Source organism: Geobacter sp. AOG2 (genome assembly GCF_019972295.1).
Classification (GTDB): Bacteria; Desulfobacterota; Desulfuromonadia; order Geobacterales; family Pseudopelobacteraceae; genus Oryzomonas.
In genome coordinates, this window is record NZ_BLJA01000001.1 from 2,080,235 (window position 1) to 2,102,336 (window position 22,102).

Genomic DNA, 22,102 nt, shown 5'->3' on the forward strand with positions numbered 1-22,102 from the left:
TTCAATCCGTCACCGGGAGCATGATGGTGAAACGGCAGCCCTTTCCGGGCGGCGATTCAACAGAGACGGTTCCGCCGTGAGCCTCGATAATACGGTAGGTAACGGCCAGACCGAGGCCGGAACCGTCCGTCTTGGTGGTCCAGAAGGGCTCGAACAAGTGGGCCGCAGTAGCGCCGTCAATGCCGCAGCCGGTGTCGGTCACCGTAATAACCGCCGCCGGGACTTTATGGAAGCCATCGGCGCCGCTGAGTTGAAACCGCGATTCGACCTCCACAATCCCTCCCTCAGGCATGGCATCGGCGGCATTGCGGAACAGGTTCAGCAAAACCTGGCGCAGTTGATTGACGTCGGCCTGAATCAGTATATGCGCGGCGACGAGATTACGAAAGGAAACCTTGCCGAAATGGCTGTCCGAAGCCAGAAACATAATCATATCGTCCACAAGGGGCCGCAATTCGAACCTTTCCTTGCAGGGCGAGGAAGGACGGGCATAGGCAAGAAAATCGGTAATCAGGCCATTGAGCCGGGCCGCCTCGCGCAAGACGATCTTCAACAGCCGCTGATCGTTTTCCGAAATGGAGCCATGCTCGGCCAGCAACTGGACCGAGCCGCTCATGGCGGCCAGGGGATTTCGGATCTCGTGGGCCATGCGTGCGGATATCTCGCCCAGGGCCGCCAGCCGGTCCGCCCTCTTGAGGGCCGCCTCCATCCGTTTCATGGAGGTGAGATCCTTGAAGTTGACAATGGCGCCGGCCTGTACCCCCTGGCTGTCGGTGAACGGTACGGCGTTATAGCCGAGGGTCATCTGCTCGCCGTTCTTCAGTGGAAAGTCGAATTCCCCATCCATCCTGGCATCCATGTTTTCCGTAATGCCCGCAAGCGCCGGGAAGACATCCACAAGCAGGGTGTTATAGGCATCTGCCTGCGTCATGCCGGTAACCATTTCGGCGTAATGGTTGAACACCCTGATCCTGCCGGTCGGGGTTATGGTGAGTAAACCGCTCTCCAGATTCGACACGATGCCCGTGCTTAAACGTTCCAGTTCGTCATAATTGACGGTTTTCTCCCGAAGGGCTTCCTCGCTTTCCCGTGCCCGCGCCGAAAGAAAGCCGGTGATGAGCGCTGTCAGGTAGAAACCCATCAGGTTCAAAAAGATTGTGTAGAAAATATGCGTTGCGCCAAGCTGCTGGGCGTCGGACTGGCTGAGGCCGATCCCGGACAGCAGGCCGAAATACTGCAGATCGGCGATGGAACCGTACAGTATGGTACAGAGGGACGCCGTGTAAAGCGCTTCCCGGCCTCCCAGCAACAGACCGGCGCTCATGATGGAAAGAAGGTAGAGGAACGAATAGGGACTGAGTATGCCGTTGGTAAACAGCAGAAGAACCGTTACGAAGAGCAGATCCCAAATCGTCTGGAGGTAGGCGATGAAAGAATGGAATCTCCGAAACCGGAGAAACAGCAGACAGCACAGCGAGAACAGGAACGAAAACGCCATCAGGCGGATCAAACCGCTCTGAAGGTGTTCATCGGCCAGGGTAAGATCCCGGTAACTCAGCAGTATGGTAGAAGCCAGGAACAGGAACGACACCACGATCCTGGCATAGATGAAAAGCCTGAGTTTTCGTTCAAGCCCCATGGTTTACCCGCCGACGGCCCCCGCCAGTTTGAAGATCGGCAGGTACATGGCGACAACCAGACCGCCGACGGTCGTGCCCAGGAACACCATCAACAACGGCTCCATCATGGCAGTCATGGCCGACACGGCGTCATCCACCTCGTCATCGTAGAAATCGGCGATCTTGGTCAGCATTGCGTCCATGGCGCCGGTGGCCTCGCCGACGGCAATCATCTGGACGACCATAGGCGGGAAAACGCCGCAGGAGGCCAGCGGCTCGGCCATGGTCTTGCCCTCGGAGATGGCCTGGCGCACGCCGTAGATGGCCTCTTCGACGATCTTGTTGCCGGCGGTTCTGGCCACGATGTCAAGACCGTCCATGATCGGTACGCCGGAACTGACCATCGTCCCCAGGGTCCTGGTGAATTTCGCAACGGCGACCTTTCTGATCAGCGGTCCGACAACCGGCGCCTTGAGCGCCATGCGGTCGATCTTTTTGCGGCCGCCGGGGGTGGCGTAGTATTTCTTGATGGCGGTGACAATACCGAAAAAGACGGCAATGATGACGATGATATACTTCAGCAGAAAATTGCTCAGGGCGATGACGAACTTGGTCGGTGCCGGCAGGTCGCCGCCAAAGTCGGCGAACATCTTGGCGAAGGTCGGGATGACGAAGATGAGGATGACCCCGACGACCACAACCGCGATGGACATGATGGTCAGCGGATAGACCATGGCGCCCTTGATCTGTTTCTTCAGTTTCATGGCCTTTTCAATATAGGCCGCCAGACGGTTCAGGATGGTGTCGAGGATACCGCCGACCTCGCCGGCGGCCACCAGGTTCACGTAGAGCTGGTCAAAGGCCTTGGGATGTTTGCCGAGGGCGTCGGCAAACGTGGAACCGCTTTCCACGCTTTCCTTGACCTTGTAGAGTATGTCCTTGAAGGTCTTGTTCTCCTGCTGGCTGGCAAGGATCTCAAGGCATTGGACCAACGGCAGGCCCGAATCGATCATGGTGGCAAACTGGCGGGTGAAAACGACCAGATCCTTGGTTTCGATCTTGCCCCCGCCGCCTAATTTGGGAAGTTTGAAGGAAAGGGCCTTGGCCTGTTCACTGATGCTGATATTGGTGAAACCGTACTTTTTCAGTTGGGCTTCAACGACATTGGCATTTGCGGCCTCGATGACGCCTTTTTGCACTCCACCGGTTCTGGTGCGCGCTTCCCATGAAAATTTTGGCATTGTCCGATACTCCTCGCTTTTAGTGCGCAGGCGGCCGTCTCTGCATGTTCAGGCCGGCAGAGGGGTTGCTGATCATCTGTTTGAGCTCTTCCGGGTCCTGTGAACGCCCAAGGGCCTCTTCCAAAGATATCATCCGTTTCTGGTACAGGGACAGGAGCGATTGATTCATGGTCTGCATGCCGAATTTTTCCTGTCCCACCTGCATCTGGGAGTAGATCTGGTGAACCTTGTCCTCACGGATAAGGTTGCGAATGGCGGCATTGGGGACCATGATTTCCAGGGACAGCGCACGTCCCCGCGAATTCATTCTCGGGATCAGCGCTTGGGACAGGACGCCTTCCAGTACAAAGGAAAGCTGCGCCCGTATCTGGGTTTGCTGATAGGGAGGAAACACGTCCACGATCCGGTTGATGGTCTGGACGCAGGAGTTGGTATGCAAGGTGGCCAGACAGAGGTGGCCGGTTTCCGACAGGGTCAGTGCCGCCTCGATGGTTTCAAGATCGCGCAATTCCCCGACCAGTACGACGTCAGGGTCCTGGCGCAGTACGTATTTGAGGGCATTTTTAAACCCCTTGGTGTCGGCCCCCACCTCGCGCTGGTTGACGAGACACCCTTTGTGTGGGTGCAGGTACTCGATCGGGTCCTCGATGGTGACGATGTGCTCACGACGGTTTATATTGATGTAGTCGATTATGGAGGCCAGCGTTGTGGATTTGCCGCTGCCGGTCGGCCCGGTCACCAGGATCAGTCCCCGGGACTTGGCCGCCAGCTCGGAGACTATGGGGGGCAGCCCAAGCTCTTCGAACGTCAGGATCCGGTAGGGAATAACCCTGAATACCCCGGCCACGGCGCCGCGCTGGACGAATACGTTGCCCCTGAAACGGGAAAGTCCCTTGACCCCGAAAGAGAGGTCCAGTTCGTTGTCCTCTTCAAATTTGTGTTTCTGGGCATCGGTCAGGACACTATAACAGAGTTGTTTGGTTTCGATCTGGTTCAACGGCGGAAAGTCAAGCGGCGTCAGCTTGCCGTCGACCCGGATCTGGGGCGCGGTGTTGGTGGTGATGTGCAGGTCGGAACCATTGCTTTCCACAAGAATTTTCAGCAGCTGGTGCAGATTAACCATTGAGCCCGTCCTTTCTAGTCATCGGCAACCGTAACCCGCAGAACCTCTTCGAAGGAGGTAACCCCCTCCTTGAGCTTGGTAAGCCCTGATTGGCGCATGGTCTTGATGCCCAACCGCATCGATTCACGCTTGATCTCGGCCGTATTGGCGCCATTCAGGATCAATTCGCGGATTTCGTCCAGCATGGGCATCACCTGATAAAAGCCGACCCGCCCCTTGTAGCCGGTACTGTTGCAGACGGAACACCCCTTGCCGCGCATGCAGACAAAGGAGGGGGCCTCGTCGGGGGAGACGCCGGCGTCGATCAGCGCCTGGACCGGGATGTCTTCAGGCTCCTTGCATTCGGCGCAGACCCGGCGGGCAAGACGCTGGGCCGTGATCAGGTTGACGGCGGACGCCACCAGAAACGGCTCGATGCCCATATTGAGCAGGCGGTTGATGGTGGCCGGGGCGTCGTTGGTGTGCAGGGTGGAAAGCACCAGGTGCCCGGTCAAGGCGGCTTTGGTGGCTATTTCGGCGGTCTCGAAATCGCGGATCTCGCCGATCATGATGATGTCGGGGTCCTGCCGCAGAAACGAGCGCAGGGCTGCTGCGAAGTTGAGGCCGATATCCTCGTGCATCTGCACCTGGTTGATCCCGGCGAAGTTGAATTCGACCGGGTCTTCGGCGGTGGAGATATTCTCCGAAACCTTGTTGAGTTCGGCAAGGGCCGAATAGAGGGAAACCGTTTTCCCGCTCCCGGTGGGACCGGTGACCAGCACCATTCCGAACGGCTTGTGGATCTCGCGCAGAAAGTGCGACAGAGCCTCCGGTTCGTACCCCAGCTTGGTCAGGTCGGTTTGCAGATTGCTCTTGTCCAGAAGCCGCAGGCAGATCTTCTCGCCGAACAGCGTCGGCAGCACCGAAACGCGGAAATCCATGTCCTTTCCGCCGCCCAGCTTGATCTTGATGCGTCCGTCCTGGGGCAGGCGCCGCTCGGCGATATCCAGTTCCGACATGATCTTGATGCGTGAGGTAATGGCGTTTTTCAGCTTGAGCGGCGGCTTCATCACCTCGTAGAGCACGCCATCGATGCGATAGCGGACGCGGAACACTTTTTCATAGGGTTCTATGTGAATATCGCTGGCTTTTTTCCTGATGGCGTCCTGCAGGATGGCATTGACCATCTTGACGACCGGGGCGTCCTCGGTGGCCTTCTCCAGGGAGTTGACATCGACGTCGTCGGTGTCGCCGACGACTTCCACATCCTCGAAATCCATATCGCCCATGACATCGGCCAGCGATGCGGACTGGTCGTAGTGCTTGTCGATGGCGGTCTTGATGTCCATTTCCGACGCGACCACCATCTCCACGTTGTAGCCGGTCATGAACTTGATATCTTCGATGGCGAACAGGTTCGAAGGGTCGCTGACCGCGACGATCAATGTGGCGCCCGCGCGGTTCACCGGTATAAGCTGGTATTTCTGGACAACTTCCTGGGGAATGACCTTGATGACTGCCGGGTCTATGTCGTAATCGGACAGGTTTACTGCGGGAACGCCGTATTGTTTGGAGAGAAACGAGGTAAGGTTTTGATCGCTGATGGCATTTTGCTTGATGAGAATCGTGCCGAGGCGCATCTGGCCGCCGGAAAGTTTCTGCTCCTCAAGCGCCTTGGCAAGCTGCTCTTTGGTGATCAGATTATTTTTTACCAGGATTTCTCCCAGCCGGCTTGACTGCATAGACCCCCCGCCAACGTTAGCGTCCTCAGATATTATGCGGAGTCCCCCCTATTGTCAAGTTGTTGTTGGCTGGCAGAGGCCGCTCCGGGGCGGGACCAAGCGGCTTTCGGCAGTTTGAAATTGACATTTCACGGCCCGTGTTTTACAAAAGTTTCTCATCTAAGGAGGTGGATAGCTTGAGCGAACAAAGGATTACCTATAAGGATGCCGGGGTCGACATCGCAGCCGGCAACAGTTTTGTCAACATGATCAAGCCGTTTGTCAAGGCAACGTCCCGGCCCGAGGTCATGGCGGATATCGGCGGTTTCGGCGGCCTGTTTTCATTGAATACGGCCAAATACAAAAATCCGGTGCTGGTGTCCGGGACCGACGGGGTCGGCACCAAGCTCAAAATAGCCTTCATGGCCGACCGTCATGACACCGTCGGAATCGACCTGGTGGCCATGTGCGTCAACGATATTATCGTTCAGGGGGCCGAGCCGCTCTTTTTTCTCGATTACCTGGCAACCGGCCGGCTCCTTCCCGAAAAAGCGGCGGACATCGTTAAAGGGATCGCCGAAGGCTGCAAACAGTCCGGCTGCGCCCTGATCGGCGGCGAAACAGCCGAAATGCCGGGCTTCTACGCCGACGGCGAATACGATGTCGCCGGTTTTGCCGTAGGGGTGGTGGAACGTGACAACATCATCGACGGCTCGGGCATTGCGGTGGGCAACCACCTGATCGGCATCGCCTCCAGCGGCCTCCACAGCAACGGCTATTCGCTGGCACGCAAGCTCATCTTCGAGTGCATGGGGCTGAACCTCGACTCCCAACTGGCCGACACCGGCCGGACCGTCGGCGAAGAGCTGCTTACGCCGACACGCATCTATACCCGCTCCATCATGAACCTGCTCAAGGATTTCAGTATCAACGGCATCGCCCATATTACGGGCGGCGGGCTCCTGGAGAACATTCCCCGTATCCTGCCCAAGGGATGCAAGGCCTCCATCCATCTGAACCGCTGGGAACGGCAGCCGCTTTTCGACATCCTGCGTGCGGCCGGCAACGTTGAACGCAACGAGATGTACCGCACGTTCAACATGGGGATCGGCATGGTCGTGGCCGTGTCGGAACAGGAATCCGAAGATATCGTCTACCGCCTCAAGGGCCTTGGCGAACAAGCCTGGATCATCGGCGACATCGCCACCTGCGCGGAAGGCAGCGAGTGCGTCGAGCTGGTGGAGGGGTAATGGCCGACGCCGTTCCTGTCAGGCTGGCGGTACTGGTGTCGGGAAACGGCACCAACCTGCAGGCCTTTATCGACCATATCGAGTCTCACGAGATCAATGGCCGCATCGCCTGTGTCGTCAGCAACAAACGAGACGCCTTTGCCCTGAAACGTGCGGAACAATACGGCATTCCGACCATCGTCCACGAGAGCGGCGCTTACGCCGACCGCCGGGACTACGATGCCGCCCTGGTCGCAATCCTGCGGAACCACGATGTGCAATTGATCGTACTGGCGGGCTTCATGCGGATACTCACCGATGTGATGGTCGATGCGTTCCCCCACGCCATCATGAATATCCATCCCGCCCTTTTGCCCGCTTTTCCGGGACTCCACGCCCAGAAACAGGCCCTTGACTACGGCGTTCGCTTCGCCGGCTGCACGGTCCATTTCGTGGACCGCGGGACCGATACCGGCCCCATCATCCTCCAGGCGGTCGTCCCCGTTTTTGAAAACGACAGCGAAGAGACCCTCGCGGCCCGCATCCAGCAAGAGGAACACCGCATCTACCCCGAGGCCGTGCGCCTCTTCTGCGCAGGGAAGATTTGCGTGGACGGCAGGCGGGTGCGGGTGTCACCATAATTTTTCTTGACAACGCTACCTGACTGGTGTTAGTAAACTAGCTTCAATTTAGACATTTCACGCAGAAAGAATCATACGGAGGTGCAGTTTGGCACATCATAAATCGGCAATCAAAAGGATCAAACAGAACGCCAAGAGGAATGCCCGCAACCGGCATGTATCCTCAACGTTGAAGACATATATCAAGCGGGTGCGCGAGGCCGTCGAGGCCAATGACAAGGAAGCCGCCGCCGCTGCCCTGAAGGCCGCCATCCCGGTCATCGACGCTTCCGCCTCCAAAGGCGTCATCCATAGCTCCAACGCCTCCAGAAACGTATCGCGCCTGACCAAGCTCGTCAATACCCTGGGCTAAGACGCTCGCGACATAACAAACGAAAGGGAACTCCCATGCGATGGGGGTTCCCTTTTTTATGTCGTGTTCTGAGCAAGCCTTTGCCGCAACGGCACTGGGCTCCACAATGAAAAACGACTTGAAATCCGCTCTTTTCCCTTGAGCCTTCGTGGTCCTGCCGTATCAGTATCTACAGATTCGCATTACGGCGCCAACGACGCCGTGCAGATGCCGACCACAAGACCCTGCATCAGGGTTGCGGGTTGCCCTCCCCCGGTTTTGGACGCCACGTCGCAGCGATAGAGCTCTTCAAACAGCTTTCCCAATTCCCCCCGCGAGAAGTTTTTCGCCTGCTGGACCAACTCCCCCAGGAAAAACGTGTGGATGTTCAGTTCGCGGCCGATATCGGCCTGGGGCACCTTGCGATCCAGTAACTCCCTGATCCGCCACAATTGCCGGAAATGCCGCGTCAGGGCGCCGATCATGAGCGGTGCATCCTCGCCGTTGCGAAAGAGAGCCCCCAGGCTCTTCAGGGCGTTTTGCAGGTCGCGCATACCGGCAAAACGGGCAAGCTCGAAGGCGGTAAAGGCCTTGCTGCTGCTGGCGATGGTGCGCACGTCCTCCACGGTTATCCGCGGCCGCGCGGCGCAGTACACGGCGAGTTTCTCGATCTGGGACGCCAGTTCCTGAAGGTTGTTGCCGATCAACTGGGACAGTAACCCGGCGCCGGCCGGGTCGATCGCCTTCCCGTGGGCCACCGCCTCGCTCTGGATAAAACCGCTCAACTTGTTGTCGTAGAGCCGCTTGAACTCCACCAGGCAGCCCAGCTTCTTGAGTTCCTGGAAGAATTTCTTGCGCTGGTCGACCTTGGCGCCGGTGAACACGAGGCAGGTCGTGGCCGCGGGATTGCGCACATAGGGCAGCAGGCTGTCCAGGACATCCGCCTTGAGCGCATCCGCGCGCTTCACCAGCACGGCCCGCCGCTCGGCGAACATGGGCAGGGTCTGGGCGGCGTCGAGGATTTCGACCCCTTTGGTTTCGTTGCCGTAGAAGACGTTGAAGTTGAAATCCTTGAGCGAAGGATCGATGGCCCGCTCCAGCAACTGGCGGACGCTGCGTTCGACCAGGAACGTTTCCTCTCCGTACAGATAGCAGAGCGGCGGTATGGTCCCCTTGCCTATGGCCGTTTCAAACTCTTGGGCGGTCATGGTCAGTAGGCCTGTTCCACTAACTCGAGAAAGTTGCGGGCCAGGGTGCTGGAGGCGGCCTGGAGGGCGCTCTCTTCGGCATTATGCTGGAGCGCCAGGTCGGTGGATGCGGGGAAATCCTGCCCTGCCTGGACGGTCCCTTTCCAGACTGGTGCGGCCCCGCCTTTGCGGAGCAATTCCAGATCGACGGAGATCAGCAGACGGTACTCCTTTACCCGGTCGATCGCGGAATACGAGATCGCCTTGAGGGTATAGGAGGTCAGCTTGCCCCGTATCCTGAGGTCGGCCTCGGACTCCTTGCCCGCCGGATAGAGCCCCCGCATGGCGTGGCATTCCTCGTACAGCGCCCGCCGGATCACCGTCTGCGCCGTTGGACTGATCGTCTCGTTGCCAATAAACGCCACCCACAGGGACTGACCCGTTGTGATCCTGTTTTCGGCCGTTCCGGCAAAGCGGTAGCCGCACCCCGCAACAAACGACAGGCAGCAGAACAGAAGAAGCGTGAAGCGGCGGAATCCCACGAAAGACATATCCTTCTCCCCTACCCCACCACGATGTTGACCAGTTTGCCCGGCACGCAGACGACCTTGCGCACCTGTTTCCCCTCAAGGAAGGGCAGCACCTTCTCATCCGCCAGGGCGCTGGCCTTGAGTTGCTCCTCGCCGGTCCCCGCGGGCACTGTAACCCGGGAGCGGAGCTTGCCGTTGACCTGGACGACAACCAGCACCTCTTCGTCGACCACCGCATCCCGGTCGTACTCCGGCCAGGCGGTGCGGGAAAGGGGCGTGGTGTTCCCGAGACGCTGCCACAACTCCTCGCTCACGTGCGGGACGAACGGGGCCAGCAGCAGCACCGTGGCTTCCAGGGCCTCTTTCATGACGGCCCCGTACTGGGGCGTCGAGAGATCCGAGGGCTGAAGCGTGTTGAGCAGTTCCATGACCGAAGCGATGGCGGTATTGAAATGGAACCGCTCTTCGATATCCTCGGTCACCTTCTTGATGGTCTTGTGCACGGCGCGGCGCAGGGTGCGCTCCTCCGCCGTAAGCGCCGCCAGGTCCGGCGCAGCGGCGTTTTTGACGAGTTCGAGACGGTCATGGACCAGTTTCCACACGCGGTTGATGAAACGGTACGAGCCGTCCACCCCCTGGTCGCTCCAGTCCAGGTCCTTTTCCGGCGGCGCCGCGAACAGGGAAAACAGGCGGGCCGTATCGGCGCCGTAACGCTCGATAAGGGCGTTGGGATCGACCACGTTGCCCTTGGACTTGCTCATCTTGGCGCCGTCCTTGATGACCATGCCCTGGGTCAGCAGGTTGGAGAAGGGCTCGTCGCAGGAGATATAGCCCAGGTCGCGCAACACCTTGGTAAAGAAGCGGGCATACAGAAGATGCAGGACCGCATGCTCGATCCCGCCGATATACTGGTCAACGGACATCCAGTAATCCACCCGCTTGCGGTCCAGAGGGCCGTCCTGGAAGTCGGGGCAGCAATAGCGCAGGAAATACCAGGACGACTCGACAAAGGTGTCCATGGTGTCGGTTTCGCGGCGCGCCGGCTTGCCGCACAGGGGACAGGTGCAGTTGACGAAGGACTCCAGCTTGGCCAGCGGGCTGCCGCCTTCCCCGCTGAACTCCACGTCCATGGGCAGCCGTACCGGCAGGTCCTTTTCCGGAACCGGCACCACGCCGCAACTGTCGCAGTAGATGACCGGGATGGGGTTGCCCCAGTAGCGCTGACGGGAGATGCCCCAATCGCGCAAGCGGAAATTGACCGTCTTCTTGCCGATCCCCTCCTGTTCCAGATAATCGGCGATGGCCTCTTTGGCGGCATCGCTCTTCAGGCCGTCGAACCTGCCCGAGTTGACGAGTATTCCGACCTCGGTAAAGGCGGCCGGCATGGTGGCGGCATCGAGATGCTCGCCTTCCGGCTGGATCACGACCTGAAGCGGCAGTGAATATTTGCGGGCGAATTCAAAATCGCGCTGGTCGTGGGTCGGAACCGCCATGACCGCGCCGGTCCCGTAATCGGTCAGGACGAAGTTGGCCAGATATACCGGCATGCGGGCCTTGGTAAGCGGATTGACGCAGTACGAGCCGGTGAAGACCCCCTCTTTTTCAAAATCTTCGGCGGTCCGCTTGATGCGGTCGGTTTTCTTGACCTTTTCGATAAAGGCATCGACCTCGGCCTTCCTGTCCGGGGTGGTCACCTGCTGGGCCATGGGATGTTCGGGGGCCAGGGACATGAAGGTGGCGCCGAAAACCGTATCCTGACGGGTCGTGAAGACCCGTACGGCACCGCTGCCGTCTTCCAGGGGGAAATCGATCTCGCAGCCGATGCTCTTGCCGATCCAGTTGCGCTGCATGACCAGTACCCGTTCCGGCCACCCGGGAAGCTTGAAGGTCCAGTCCAGGAGCTCCTCGGCATAATCGGTGATGCGGAAGAACCACTGATCCAGCTCCTTCTGCTTCACTTCGCTGTCGCAACGCCAACAGGCGCCGTCCTCGACCTGTTCGTTGGCCAGGACGGTCTCGCATTTGGGGCACCAGTTGACAAAGGAGGTCTTTTTGTACGCCAGCCCGCGGTCGAGCATCTCCAGGAAAATCTTCTGCTCCCAACGGTAATATTCCACGTCGCAGGTCGCAAGTTCGCGGCTCCAGTCGTAGGAAAGCCCCATCTTCTTGAGTTGGCCGCGCATGTAGTCGATATTCTCGTAGGTCCACTTGGCCGGATGGCTCTTGTTCTGGATGGCGGCGTTCTCCGCCGGCATCCCGAAGGCGTCCCATCCCATGGGGTGCAGCACGTTGAAACCGCGCATCTTCTTGAACCTGCCGACCACGTCGCCGATGGAATAGTTGCGCACGTGACCCATATGAATCCTGCCGGAGGGATAGGGAAACATCTCCAGCAAATAGTACTTTTTCTTATCCTGGTCTTCGGTGACGGCAAAGGATGCCGCTTCCTCCCAGCAACGCTGCCATTTCTGTTCGATATCCTTGGGGATGTACTTCAGTTCCACAATCTTATTCCTTTCTGGACAATTGGATTAAACCCGCAAAAAGCTTTTGCAACCGTGAAGGCCGACATCTGCCACAGAGACACAGAGGTCCGCAGAGAAAAGCGAGAAACTATTTTCAGAAAACCGTCATCATGTATCTTTGTTCTTTCTTGCCTTACTCATGGTTTTCTCCGTGTCCCTGTGCCTCCGTGGCAGGTTTTGATTTCCGCTGCGTCTCTGCGGCCAAACTTAAACACTTGAAGAGATTACACGGGACGCGGGATGGTCACGAAAATGCGCCTTTCGCCAAAATCTCCCGGTGTACGAGCTGCATGGGCGCAATCCGGTCCACAAGGCCGGTGGCGACCGCCTCGCGGGGCATCCCGTAAACGACGGCTGTTTCATCGGATTCGGCGATCACGAATCCGCCCGCGTCTTTCACGCTCCGGACGCCCTTGGTGCCGTCATTTCCCATGCCGGTCAGGATTACGGCAATCATGCGCTTCCTGTAGACCGCGGCACAGGACTCAAGCATGACATCCACCGACGGCACGTAACGGTCGGCGCTCGTGGGGGGAACGACCCGGGCCGCGACCCGGCCGTCCTGCAACTCCAGCACGAGGTTCATTCCGCCGGGGGCTATCAGCACTTTTCCCGGCAACACAAGATCCCCATCCTCGGCCTCTTTTATATCGAACTTCGAGACCCGGTTCAAGCGCTCGGCAAAGGCATGGGTGAAACCGGACGGCATGTGCTGCGCTACCACCATGGCGAAGGGGTATGACCTCTCGAACGCGGAGAAGAAAAATTGCAGCGCCGGCGGACCTCCGGTTGAAGCGCCAATGGCGACCAGGTCGAAAGGCGATTGGCCGGCCGGCATGACGGCCGCTCCACGGGGAGCGTCGTGCCCCCTTTCAGGTGGTTGCAGGTGCGGTTGTTTAAATCTCTGGGGCTCCAGGCTGACGATCTGGAGCACCTTCTGCTGAAGGTCTTCCCTGATGAGCAGCAAATCGTTCGACGCACCGCTGGACGGCTTGGCCACAAAATCGAGGGCTCCCAGTTCCAGCGCCTTGAAGACCTTGTCGGCACTGTTCAGGGCGCTGACGACGATCACCGGGGTCGAATAACGCACCGTCAGGATACGGAGAAGCGTAAAACCGTCCATCTTCGGCATTTCGAGGTCGAGGGTGACAAGGTCCGGCTTGAGGGTCGCCACCTTGTGTATCCCTTCCTCGCCGTTCGTGGCATAGCCGATCACCTCGACACAGTCAAGCCCTTCGAGCATCCTGGTTATGGTGCGCCGGCTAAAGGCCGAGTCGTCGACGACAAGCACCTTGAGCTTTTTCATGGGCCACCCCCCAATGCGGCACGTTCCGGCTTCTGATAGATCATGTCGTTTTTGAAGTGGCGCAAGGTAAAAAGCGTGGTGACGTTCATGAGTGACTCGGAATGTCCCAAAAGCAGAAAACCTCCGTCATTGAGGGATCGGTGAAAATCTTCGACGACCCTTTTCTTGGCGGCCAGGTCGAAATAGATGATCACATTGCGGCAAAAGATGAGGTCCATCTTGCCGAGCATCATCATCCGCGTCTTGTCGAAGAGGTTGAGATGGCTGATGGTGACCATTTCCCTGATGTCGTCCGTTACCTTGAGCCCGCCGTCGCACTCGTAAAAAAAACGCTTGATATAGCTATCCTCGGTTACCCGGAACGATGCTTTGGTATAAACGCCGCGCCGTGCATGCTGGAGGACCCGCTGGCTGATGTCGGTGCCGATGATCTCGATTTTCCAACCTCGCAGGCCGGGTATGTCCTTGAGCAGCATGGCTATGGTATACGGTTCTTCACCCGTGGAACAACCGGCGCTCCAGATGCGCAACGTGCGATCGCCCCGGCCGGACTTGACGCTCATGAGTTCCGGGATGATCTCATCTGTAAAGGCGGCAAGCTGGAACGATTCCCGGAAGAAATAGGTTTCGTTGGTCGTGAGGACATCCATGATGTCCATCATTTCCTGGTCCTTGTTCCGGTCGTATTTCAGAAAGTGATAATATTCACGGTAATTATTCAGGTTCAGGGCGGACAGACGGCGGGCCAGGCGCTTCTCCAGAAGGTATTTGGAGTCGTCGTCGAAATAAATGCCGCAATGACTGTAGATGCTGTCCCGTATGTTTCGGAACTCATCATCGGCCATGGGCTGCCCGGGTTCCAGGGACAAGGTCATGCGAACCCCTTTACCAGGCGTTTCATCAGGTCCCTGACAAGATTGTTTTCTTCTTTCTTCAAGGCAGCCTTCAGGGCCGCCCGGGTTTTTTGGCCGGGAAGCGCCGCCAGGGCCACCGCCGTATCATATCTGATACCCGCGTAAGGATGGGCAAGAAGCCGTTCGGCATTCCGCACGATACGCTCGCCATCGTGACGTGACAGGATGTTGAGGGCCAACTTCACCAGCTCTTCATCGCCGTTCGTGAGGACCGTCTCCACCAACCCCAGGGCAGCGTCGTTCCCCAACGATGCGAGGACCTCAAGGCAGGTGATCGTGAGCAACCCTCTGGCCGTGGGAAGCAGCGTGCGGACCACCTTGAGGACCTCCTCAGGGGCCAGACGGGCAATACTCTTCAGGGCGGCGCATTGTACCCGCGAATCGTCATCACGCAATGCCAGCATAAGCGGGGCGACCGCCTCGGCGTTCCCCAATTCCCCCAAGGCCTCGGCGGCCACCATGCGCACATCCGGGGTTTCATCCACCAGGGCAATTTGCAAAATGCCCTGCAGGGACGAAATCTGAAGTTTTCCGATCGCAGCCACCGAAGCCTGACGGACGGAAGGGTCCTCGTCCTTGACGAGCCGTGACAGGTAGCCCCCGTCGCTGAGTGTTGCAAAGAGCAACGCGGAATCGCGACGATGCTGCGGCTGTTCGGAATCGGCCAATCGGCACGCGACCGCCCTGACAGGGACGCTGTCCTTCCTGGCCAGGATCTGAAGACTGGAGATGATCGCTCCCCTGAATTCACTGTCCGCCTCGCCGAGCAGTCCGATGATCTCCGGGATGCAGTCCGACAATCCCCGCTGGCCGGCGGCCTTCACCGCGGCCCGGCGCACCAGCGGCGAAGGATCGTGCAACGCCTCGCGGATCAGGCCGTCCCCCGCTTGATACCCCAGCTCTCCGAACAGCGTGCACATGGCCCCGCACAATTTTTCATCGGCATGCGGATAGAACCCGCGCAAAGCGTCCATCCCGGCGGGACCTATGGCGGCCAGGGCGTTCAACGCCAGGCTTGAAAGCCGTTCCGTAAGGTAAGGTGCCAAAAGCGGTACGGCGGCCCGCGCGTCGCCGATAACCCCGAGCAGGTTCGTCACCGCTTCCGCCAGGGCGTTATCCTTCCCCTCCACGTCCAATAACGCAATGAAGGCCGGTACAACCTCGCTGCCCGACAAGCGCCGCAAAGAGTCCGAAAGCTCCCGACGCTCCGGGGGGGCGCACCGCTGCAAAATGCGGTTGAAGGCCTTCACGGCTGCGCACCGGGCGCTCTTCCGGCCGGCAAGGAACCCCTCAAGCAGGATGGGCGCTGCCGTGTGGTCGCCGATGCTCCCGAGGCAGTCGTAAATGACCTTGCTGAAGATCTCCTGCCCGACGAGCTGTTTGATTTCCTCAGGTACCGGTGCGGGGATACCCAGCTTCCCCAAGGCAGACAGGGCGCTGAACCGGAAAAAAACCTCCTCGTGGGTAACGATTGCCGCGAGCAGTTCCGGTACGGCTCCCGTATCGCCGATGGTGCCCAGGTGTTCGGCCGCAGCGGCGGAAACGTTCACATCGGGGTCATGGAGGGCGGCAAGCAGTACCGGGACAAACTCTGCGTTCCCAATGCCGCCCATCATGTCGAGAGCAAACTTCCGGACGCCGGGGTCGGTATCGCCGGCAAGCGCTTTCAACTGCCGGGACGCCTGCATACCCAGCATGATAACCGCCTCGGCGGCGGAATTTCTCAATCCGGCATTGTCTTCATCACGCAACAGTTCCAGAAGCGCCGTAATAAAATCTCCGGAAGGCCCCGCCGCCACAAAGACATTGACCGCTTCCTTGCGCACCCGCCAACTGTCGTCCCCCATGGCGGTAAAGATGAACTCGCACACGTCGCCCAGGTCCTGGCCGCGCAGGGAATCGATGACGGAGCGGCGCAGCTCTTCGTCGGGAGATTTGAGGGCGTTACGCACCTTTTCCGGATTATCCACGCACAGGCTCCTGTTGACCATCGGAGGGACAGAATAGAGAATCGATGTCGAGGATCATGAACATCCGCTCGCCGGAAAAGCAGATCCCCAGTATGTATTCCATCCCGACCCCTTCGAGGACATCGGGAGCGGGTTTGATCTCGCCGACCGGGACGGTGATGACCTCCAGAACGTCGTCCACGGCCAGGGCCAGCATCTGCCGCTGGAGGGAAACGATCAGGAGCTTGCCCGGAATACGCTCAACCGCCTTCTGCATGCTGAAACGACTGCGCATGTCCATGACCGGAATCACGGCGCCGCGGAGACTGATGACCCCTTCCAGCAGTTCGGATTCCCTGGGCAGACCGGTAAGTTTCTGCGGCAGAATGATCTCCTTGATGCGCATGATATCCACCGCAAAGAGTCTATCTCCCAGGCTGAAACAGGCCAGTTGAATATTTTGCACGTCATTCTTCATAATCTATCGGGCGGCTCCGTCATGCCAGCGATCATGGTCCGCAGCGGCCGCAGGCCGGGTACGGCTCAGGACAGGTTGATATCGGTTATGTTCCCCACGTTAAGCAGGATAATCATCATGGTGGCGGTACGGCCGATCCCGCCGACGAAATCGCGGTCGATCCCCTCGAGAACCGCCGGCGCCGGTTCGCGACCCTCTTTTCCGATACGCACGACCTTGATGACCTCATCCACCAGGAGACCGGTGAACCCGTCGCCACGCTTCACGATCACGATGCGCTCACGTCCGCTTTGTTCTTCCCGGCAAAGGCCAAGACGCTCGCGCATGTTTAAGATCGGAATAATGATACCCCGCAACGAAATCACTCCCATGATGAACGGAGGGGTACGGGGGACCTCGGTCGCTTCCCGGGGCTTGATGATCTCCTTGAGTTCCATGATGTTGATGCCGTAGATCTCGTCGGATATCCGGAAACAGAGAATTTCCTCGTACTCTTCGATCTCTTCGGCCACCGTGCCTTCCGACGCCAGCGGCAGGTCGTCGTCGCATCCGGCCGCCGCCCGCCCCGCCAGGATGATCTCGAGCGGCTCCATGTTCCTGGCCCGGCGCGACGGCGTTTCCTGACGGCTCTCGGGGACCGGTGCGGCCGCCGCGCCGGCAGGCGAAGGGCGACCGGCGGCAACGACGGGAGAAGCCGCGGAGTCGTCCCGCGACGCGGGCTGAGCCACCGGCGCGGCCTGTTCGGGGAGTTCGGCCTCGACAGTCTGCCGGGGCGCCAGTGTGTTCCGGATTTTTTGCCGTATCTTTGCCAGGTTCATTCGTGCCGGAATCCTCTACATCATCAGTTCGTCTTTAATCTCGTCGATAACGGCCGAGTCGATCAACGCGGCGTCGTTGCCGTAGGCGACCAGCAGGGCATTGGTGGCGATGGAGTTGATCTTGCGCGGTACGCCGCCGGTCAATTCAAAGATCTTCTGGACGGCATCGGGGGTGAATAATCCGGGCATGCCGCCCGCCTTTTCCAGCCTGAAATCCAGATATTCCATGGTCTCTTCCAGCGTCAACGGCTCAAGGTGGTAATTGAGGGCGATCCGCTGCCGCAGGGGTTCGAAACGGGGCAAAGCCAGCATGGGACGCAATTCCGGCTGTCCCATGACAATGACCGCCAAAAGATTGCGGTCATCCAGCTGGAAATTGGTCAGCAGCCGGATTTCGTCGAAGACCTCGGCATCGGAGATCATCTGGGCTTCATCGACCACGATGACCGGGCAGATGCCTTTCTGATAGCTCTGATAAACAACCGTGTTGATCTGTTCCAGCAGTTCGTCCTTCCGGGTCGCCGGGGCCTCGACGTCGAGCAGGCGCGCCGTGGTCCGCAGGAATTCCAGGCCGGTCAAGCGGGGATTGACGATAAAGCAAAAACGATAGCCTTCCCCCAACCGGTCCATCAGCGCCCGCGAGAGCGTCGTCTTGCCGCAGCCGATCTCGCCGGTAAGAACGGCCATTTCGCGTTCTTCCAGAACGAACTCCAGGCGGGCCAAGGCCTCTTCATGCCCTGAACTGAGAAAAAGAAAACTGGGATCGGGCGTCTTGCTGAACGGTTTTTCCCGGAACCCGAAAAAGGCTTTGTACATGACCTTAGCTCCCGGACCTCATGGTATCGTTGATCATGCCACCCACATCCAGCACCAGGATCGTGCGCTGGTCCCCGAGATCGGCTGCTCCGGCGATGCCGGGAAAACGCCTGAAGCCTTCGCCGAGGGACTTGATGACGATGTCCTGTTGGCCGAGGAGCGCGTCGACGATAATTCCCAGCCGTTTTTCGGCGACCCCGACCACCACCACGTAGAACTCGTCGGGACGCTCCGAGCGGCGGCTCAGGCAGAGAAACTCCTCAAGCCTGATGAGCGGCAGGGTGGAATCCCTCAGTTGCGTGACCTCACGCCGCTCCACGGTCTTGATATCGTTACCGGTCAGGATCAGGGATTCCAGCACCGACGTCACGGGCAGGGCATAGGTTCGGTCGGCGCAGGATATGATCAGGGATTTGATGATGGCAAGGGTGATCGGCAGGGTGATGATGAAGCGGGTACCCGAACCTTGCGTGGTCTCTATATCGACCATCCCCGAAATAGCGGCGATATTGTTCCTGACCACGTCCATGCCGACGCCGCGCCCCGAAACCTCGCTCACCTGATCGGTCGTGGAGAAGCCGGGAAGGAAGATAAATTCAAGCGCCTCCTTGTCGGAGACGGCATCCGGATCCTGCACGAAGCCTCTCTGAAGCGCCCGGGCCTTCACCTTCCCGATATCTATGCCGCCGCCGTCGTCCTCAACCTCGATGACGACATGGTTTCCCTTCTGGTAGGACGAGATCTTGATGACGCCTTTTTCATCCTTACCCGCCGCCAGGCGCTTTTCCGGGCTCTCGATCCCGTGATCGATGGCATTCCTGATGATGTGCATCATCGGGTCGGAGATGTCTTCCACGATCAGTTTGTCCAGTTCCGTATCCGCTCCGTAAAAGAGCAGTTCCACCTTTTTGTTCTGTTCGCGGGAGATGGTGCGGACAATGCGGGACATTTTCTCATAGAGTTGCCCGACCGGGATCATGCGAATATCCATGACCCCCTTCTGCAGGTCGGTCAGTTTGCGCTCCAGCACCTTGGCGGACTTGCCGAGTTCGACGGCCATCTGGGAAAAACGCTCGCTCCGCAGACGCTCCGCCAGGGTGGCGATCGAGGAATGGGCCAGGACAAGCTCTCCGACGATGTTCATCAACTCGTCGAGCTTTCCGATATCCACGCGGACCGTGCGACTGATGCTCTTGGCGGACAGGGGCGCCGCCCCGGCGCCGTGATTGTCCGGCACCGGGGCCTGCGCGGCCGGTGCTGCGGAACGCTCTTCCTCTTGCGGGCTTTCGGGAACGGGACGGGCGCCACCCGACGCTGCAGCCTCCGGCGCGGCGGCCGGTTGCCTCCCCCCGCTCAGGAGCGTCAGAGTCACATTGTCATGCCGTGTGGCCTGGGAGAACTCATCGAACCCCAGGGAGGAACCGGCCAGGATATCGAAATCGATGTTGGAATCCAGGTTGCTGCTCATGCTGGGCAGGGTGCTGATGATTTCGCCGCAGGTCTTGATCGCATCGGAAATCTTCGCCAGTTCCAGGTCAAAGGTCGCCAGGTCGAGGGAGGCATGGACGCTGTAGATGTTCTTGCCCTTGGAGAGATTCTCCAGCAGCCGGTGTTCCTCGTATTCCGTGAGTGATTTCAGCACCTGTTCGGAAAGCCCCAGCGTATTCAGGGGGGAAGCGTGCTCCGCACCGGGAGAGGGTTCTTCCAGGCAGGCGTTGATCCTGGCCGCGCATGCCTGGATATTCTCGTCAAGCTCGCCACCCTTCCCCTCGGACAGGCCCCGCACCAGGGAAAACAAAACATCGTGGGATTCGAGCAGTATCGCAATGACGCCGGCGTCGAGCTTGAGCTTGCCGAGCCGAAGCCAATCCAGAAGATTCTCCAGGTTGTGGGACAATTCGGAGATCCCCGAAAATCCGAACATGCCTGCCAAACCTTTCAGGGAATGCGCCCCCCGGAAGATGGAATTCAGCAGGTCGGGATCGATATCCCCGCCATCGGCCAGATCGGCAAGATCGGCCAACTCCGAACCGAGGTGTTCGACAATTTCCTCGGCTTCGGCCAAAAAATCCCGTACGGCCTTGTTCGTGAGCGGATTGTTGTCAGTCATGCGGGCTGTCCGTCATCCTTGGCGATCATCCAGATACTTCACGATGATATTCTTCAGGTCAGAACACACAAACGGTTTAACGATATACTCATTGGCGCCGAGCAGTTTGCCTTTTTCAATATCGCTCTGGCGTCCTTCGGTGGAGATGATAATGACCGGAATATGCCGGTAATTGTCATTGTTGCGCAGGTAGCTGATGAGTTCAAGCCCGTTGATGTCGGGCATGTTGATGTCCGTGAAGATCAGGTCCACACGTTCCCGCGGAAGAAGGCGCAAGGCCTCGAAACCATTGGCGGCCTCGACGATGCGAAAATCGCCCAGGGATTCTATGATAGACACCAGCATGGCCCGCAAGGCCGTTGAATCGTCCGTTATCAGTATGGTCTTTTTGTTCACCCGAGACACCTTTTTGAATATGACGTCATCATTGACTCTTGGCCGGGGTTGGCTTCCGCACACCCCTCCCCGTCGTTTTCCCTTATCCGCGGGCCGCGCCCTCCGCCTCGGAACGGCGGATTTCATCCAGGATCAACGGCAGAAACGCCCGCAGGTTTTCCGGTGAAGAACAGTCGGCACGGTGGGGTTTCAGAACACAGCGATAGCCCATGTCGCCGATCTTCTTCTCCGCGTCCGCGTGGTGGTAGTCCGTCATCACCAGGATGGCGATATCCTTGAAATTGTTATGCAGGAGCTCCAGCAATTCGATCCCGCCAAGGACACCCGAGCCGTCCATCCGGGGCATGATCAGATCCAGAAGGACCGTGGGAAGCTGTCCGCCACGGTAGAGGTTGTCAACCATGATCAACGTATCTTCGCTGCTGGTCATGGCATGAACCTCGTAGCCGCTCTCCCGCAACATCTCCGACAAACTCCGCAATGTCGTGCCGTCATCGTCGACGATCACCAGCGGCCGGGCGACCGCCTCTTCAGGTACGTCGTCCAGCGAGGTCACCACGTCGGAGAGGTCGAAGGCAATCTCCACCTCGTCCGCTTCGCCGTCGCCGCTGCGGTCCGTTTCCACGGCGGAGCCGCTCCCGGCGGCGATCCGGGTCCCTTCCATGGCCAGGAACTGCGGATTAAGCCCCTTGGAAAGCATGAACTGCAACGGATCGACAATACCGCCGTCAATGGTCTCGATATCGTCCCGGGCCTCAAAGTCGAACGTACCCTCAGTCCAGCCGAACAGCGACAAGACAACCTGTTCGATCCGCTCCCGGACCACCACTTCGATGGTCTCGCGGGCAACGGCGAAGCGCCTGGAGAGAATTACCCCCAAATATTCGCAAAAACCGGCTTCCTCCTGGAACGCAAGAGCGTTGCGCAGAGTCTCCTGATCAATGACGCCTTTCCGGATGAGCACTTCCCCCAGGCCCATGCGCGAGGTTGAGGAAAGGGCCTTCACCACCAGCCCTTGCTTGAAGACGACCGAACCTTCACGCCCGCTGCTGTGGAGGGACAGCACCCCGGTTTTCCGGCTGAGGCCGATCAACTGGAGGATCTCGCCCAAACCAAGCTCTTCAAGATTTCCGACAAGACTCATACGGAAATGCCCCGCCCGTGTGCAAAAGAGGTAAAAAATCGGCTA

General features: G+C 58.9%; 19 protein-coding genes. 3 read left to right on the plus strand and 16 right to left on the minus strand.

Annotation, left to right across the window (positions count from 1 at the left end; translation table 11 throughout):
- Window position 1: 1 nt before the first annotated feature.
- Genes LDN12_RS09395 through pilB form a run of 4 tightly spaced genes read right to left on the minus strand, consistent with a single transcriptional unit; the run spans window position 2 to window position 5,704 of the window.
- Entirely contained in the window at window positions 2-1,639 is a 1,638-nt protein-coding gene (locus tag LDN12_RS09395) for a nitrogen regulation protein NR(II) (RefSeq protein ID WP_223922414.1), read from the minus strand.
- 3 nt (window positions 1,640-1,642) lie between these two features.
- Window positions 1,643-2,860: a type II secretion system F family protein gene (locus LDN12_RS09400; RefSeq protein ID WP_223922415.1), complete on the minus strand. Its 1,218-nt coding sequence runs from the start codon at window positions 2,858-2,860 to the stop codon at window positions 1,643-1,645.
- 19 nt (window positions 2,861-2,879) lie between these two features.
- Window positions 2,880-3,983 (minus strand): type IV pilus twitching motility protein PilT, encoded by a 1,104-nt coding sequence (locus tag LDN12_RS09405; protein ID WP_223922416.1) that lies wholly within the window; start codon window positions 3,981-3,983, stop codon window positions 2,880-2,882.
- A gap of 14 nt (window positions 3,984-3,997) precedes the next feature.
- Window positions 3,998-5,704 (minus strand): type IV-A pilus assembly ATPase PilB, encoded by a 1,707-nt coding sequence (gene pilB / locus LDN12_RS09410; protein WP_223922417.1) that lies wholly within the window; start codon window positions 5,702-5,704, stop codon window positions 3,998-4,000.
- 176 nt (window positions 5,705-5,880) lie between these two features.
- Between pilB and purM the strand changes: the two genes are divergently transcribed.
- From purM to rpsT, 3 genes are all read left to right on the plus strand, one after another.
- Window positions 5,881-6,933 (plus strand): phosphoribosylformylglycinamidine cyclo-ligase, encoded by a 1,053-nt coding sequence (gene purM / locus LDN12_RS09415; protein WP_223922418.1) that lies wholly within the window; start codon window positions 5,881-5,883, stop codon window positions 6,931-6,933.
- Window positions 6,933-7,553: a phosphoribosylglycinamide formyltransferase gene (purN, locus tag LDN12_RS09420; RefSeq protein ID WP_223922419.1), complete on the plus strand. Its 621-nt coding sequence runs from the start codon at window positions 6,933-6,935 to the stop codon at window positions 7,551-7,553. The genes purM and purN overlap by 1 nt, the downstream gene beginning before the upstream one ends.
- An 88-nt stretch (window positions 7,554-7,641) precedes the next feature.
- Window positions 7,642-7,905 carry a 30S ribosomal protein S20 gene (gene rpsT, locus LDN12_RS09425; protein ID WP_223922420.1) on the plus strand — a complete coding sequence of 88 codons (264 nt, stop codon included), beginning with the start codon at window positions 7,642-7,644 and terminating at the stop codon, window positions 7,903-7,905.
- 182 nt (window positions 7,906-8,087) lie between these two features.
- On the opposite strand, the gene holA is transcribed toward rpsT, so the two are convergent.
- From holA to LDN12_RS09485, 12 genes are all read right to left on the minus strand, one after another.
- Window positions 8,088-9,092, minus strand: coding sequence for a DNA polymerase III subunit delta (gene holA, locus LDN12_RS09430; protein WP_223922421.1), 1,005 nt, complete (start codon window positions 9,090-9,092; stop codon window positions 8,088-8,090).
- Window positions 9,093-9,094: 2 nt separating this feature from the next.
- Entirely contained in the window at window positions 9,095-9,622 is a 528-nt protein-coding gene (lptE, locus tag LDN12_RS09435) for an LPS assembly lipoprotein LptE (RefSeq protein ID WP_223922422.1), read from the minus strand.
- A gap of 11 nt (window positions 9,623-9,633) precedes the next feature.
- The gene (gene leuS / locus LDN12_RS09440; protein ID WP_223922423.1) at window positions 9,634-12,105 is read right to left on the minus strand and encodes a leucine--tRNA ligase; all 2,472 of its coding nucleotides are present in this window, start codon (window positions 12,103-12,105) and stop codon (window positions 9,634-9,636) included.
- A 265-nt stretch (window positions 12,106-12,370) separates the two neighbouring features.
- A complete protein-coding gene (locus tag LDN12_RS09445; RefSeq protein ID WP_223922424.1) occupies window positions 12,371-13,432 on the minus strand; it encodes a chemotaxis response regulator protein-glutamate methylesterase in 1,062 nt (353 codons plus the stop codon).
- Window positions 13,429-14,307 carry a protein-glutamate O-methyltransferase CheR gene (locus LDN12_RS09450; protein ID WP_223922425.1) on the minus strand — a complete coding sequence of 293 codons (879 nt, stop codon included), beginning with the start codon at window positions 14,305-14,307 and terminating at the stop codon, window positions 13,429-13,431. Before LDN12_RS09450 ends, LDN12_RS09445 begins: the two co-directional genes overlap by 4 nt.
- Window positions 14,304-16,316: a HEAT repeat domain-containing protein gene (locus LDN12_RS09455; protein WP_223922426.1), complete on the minus strand. Its 2,013-nt coding sequence runs from the start codon at window positions 16,314-16,316 to the stop codon at window positions 14,304-14,306. The genes LDN12_RS09450 and LDN12_RS09455 overlap by 4 nt, the downstream gene beginning before the upstream one ends.
- The gene (locus tag LDN12_RS09460) at window positions 16,309-16,773 is read right to left on the minus strand and encodes a chemotaxis protein CheW (RefSeq protein WP_223922427.1); all 465 of its coding nucleotides are present in this window, start codon (window positions 16,771-16,773) and stop codon (window positions 16,309-16,311) included. The genes LDN12_RS09455 and LDN12_RS09460 overlap by 8 nt, the downstream gene beginning before the upstream one ends.
- A gap of 65 nt (window positions 16,774-16,838) precedes the next feature.
- Window positions 16,839-17,591 (minus strand): chemotaxis protein CheW, encoded by a 753-nt coding sequence (locus LDN12_RS09465; RefSeq protein ID WP_223922428.1) that lies wholly within the window; start codon window positions 17,589-17,591, stop codon window positions 16,839-16,841.
- 15 nt (window positions 17,592-17,606) lie between these two features.
- Entirely contained in the window at window positions 17,607-18,407 is an 801-nt protein-coding gene (locus tag LDN12_RS09470; protein ID WP_223922429.1) for an ExeA family protein, read from the minus strand.
- Window positions 18,408-18,411: 4 nt separating this feature from the next.
- The gene (locus LDN12_RS09475) at window positions 18,412-20,517 is read right to left on the minus strand and encodes a chemotaxis protein CheA (RefSeq protein ID WP_223922430.1); all 2,106 of its coding nucleotides are present in this window, start codon (window positions 20,515-20,517) and stop codon (window positions 18,412-18,414) included.
- A gap of 12 nt (window positions 20,518-20,529) precedes the next feature.
- Complete coding sequence (locus LDN12_RS09480; RefSeq protein WP_223922431.1) at window positions 20,530-20,913, minus strand: response regulator; 384 nt, start codon at window positions 20,911-20,913, stop codon at window positions 20,530-20,532.
- An 82-nt stretch (window positions 20,914-20,995) separates the two neighbouring features.
- Window positions 20,996-22,057, minus strand: coding sequence for a response regulator (locus tag LDN12_RS09485; RefSeq protein ID WP_223922432.1), 1,062 nt, complete (start codon window positions 22,055-22,057; stop codon window positions 20,996-20,998).
- Window positions 22,058-22,102: the final 45 nt, after the last annotated feature.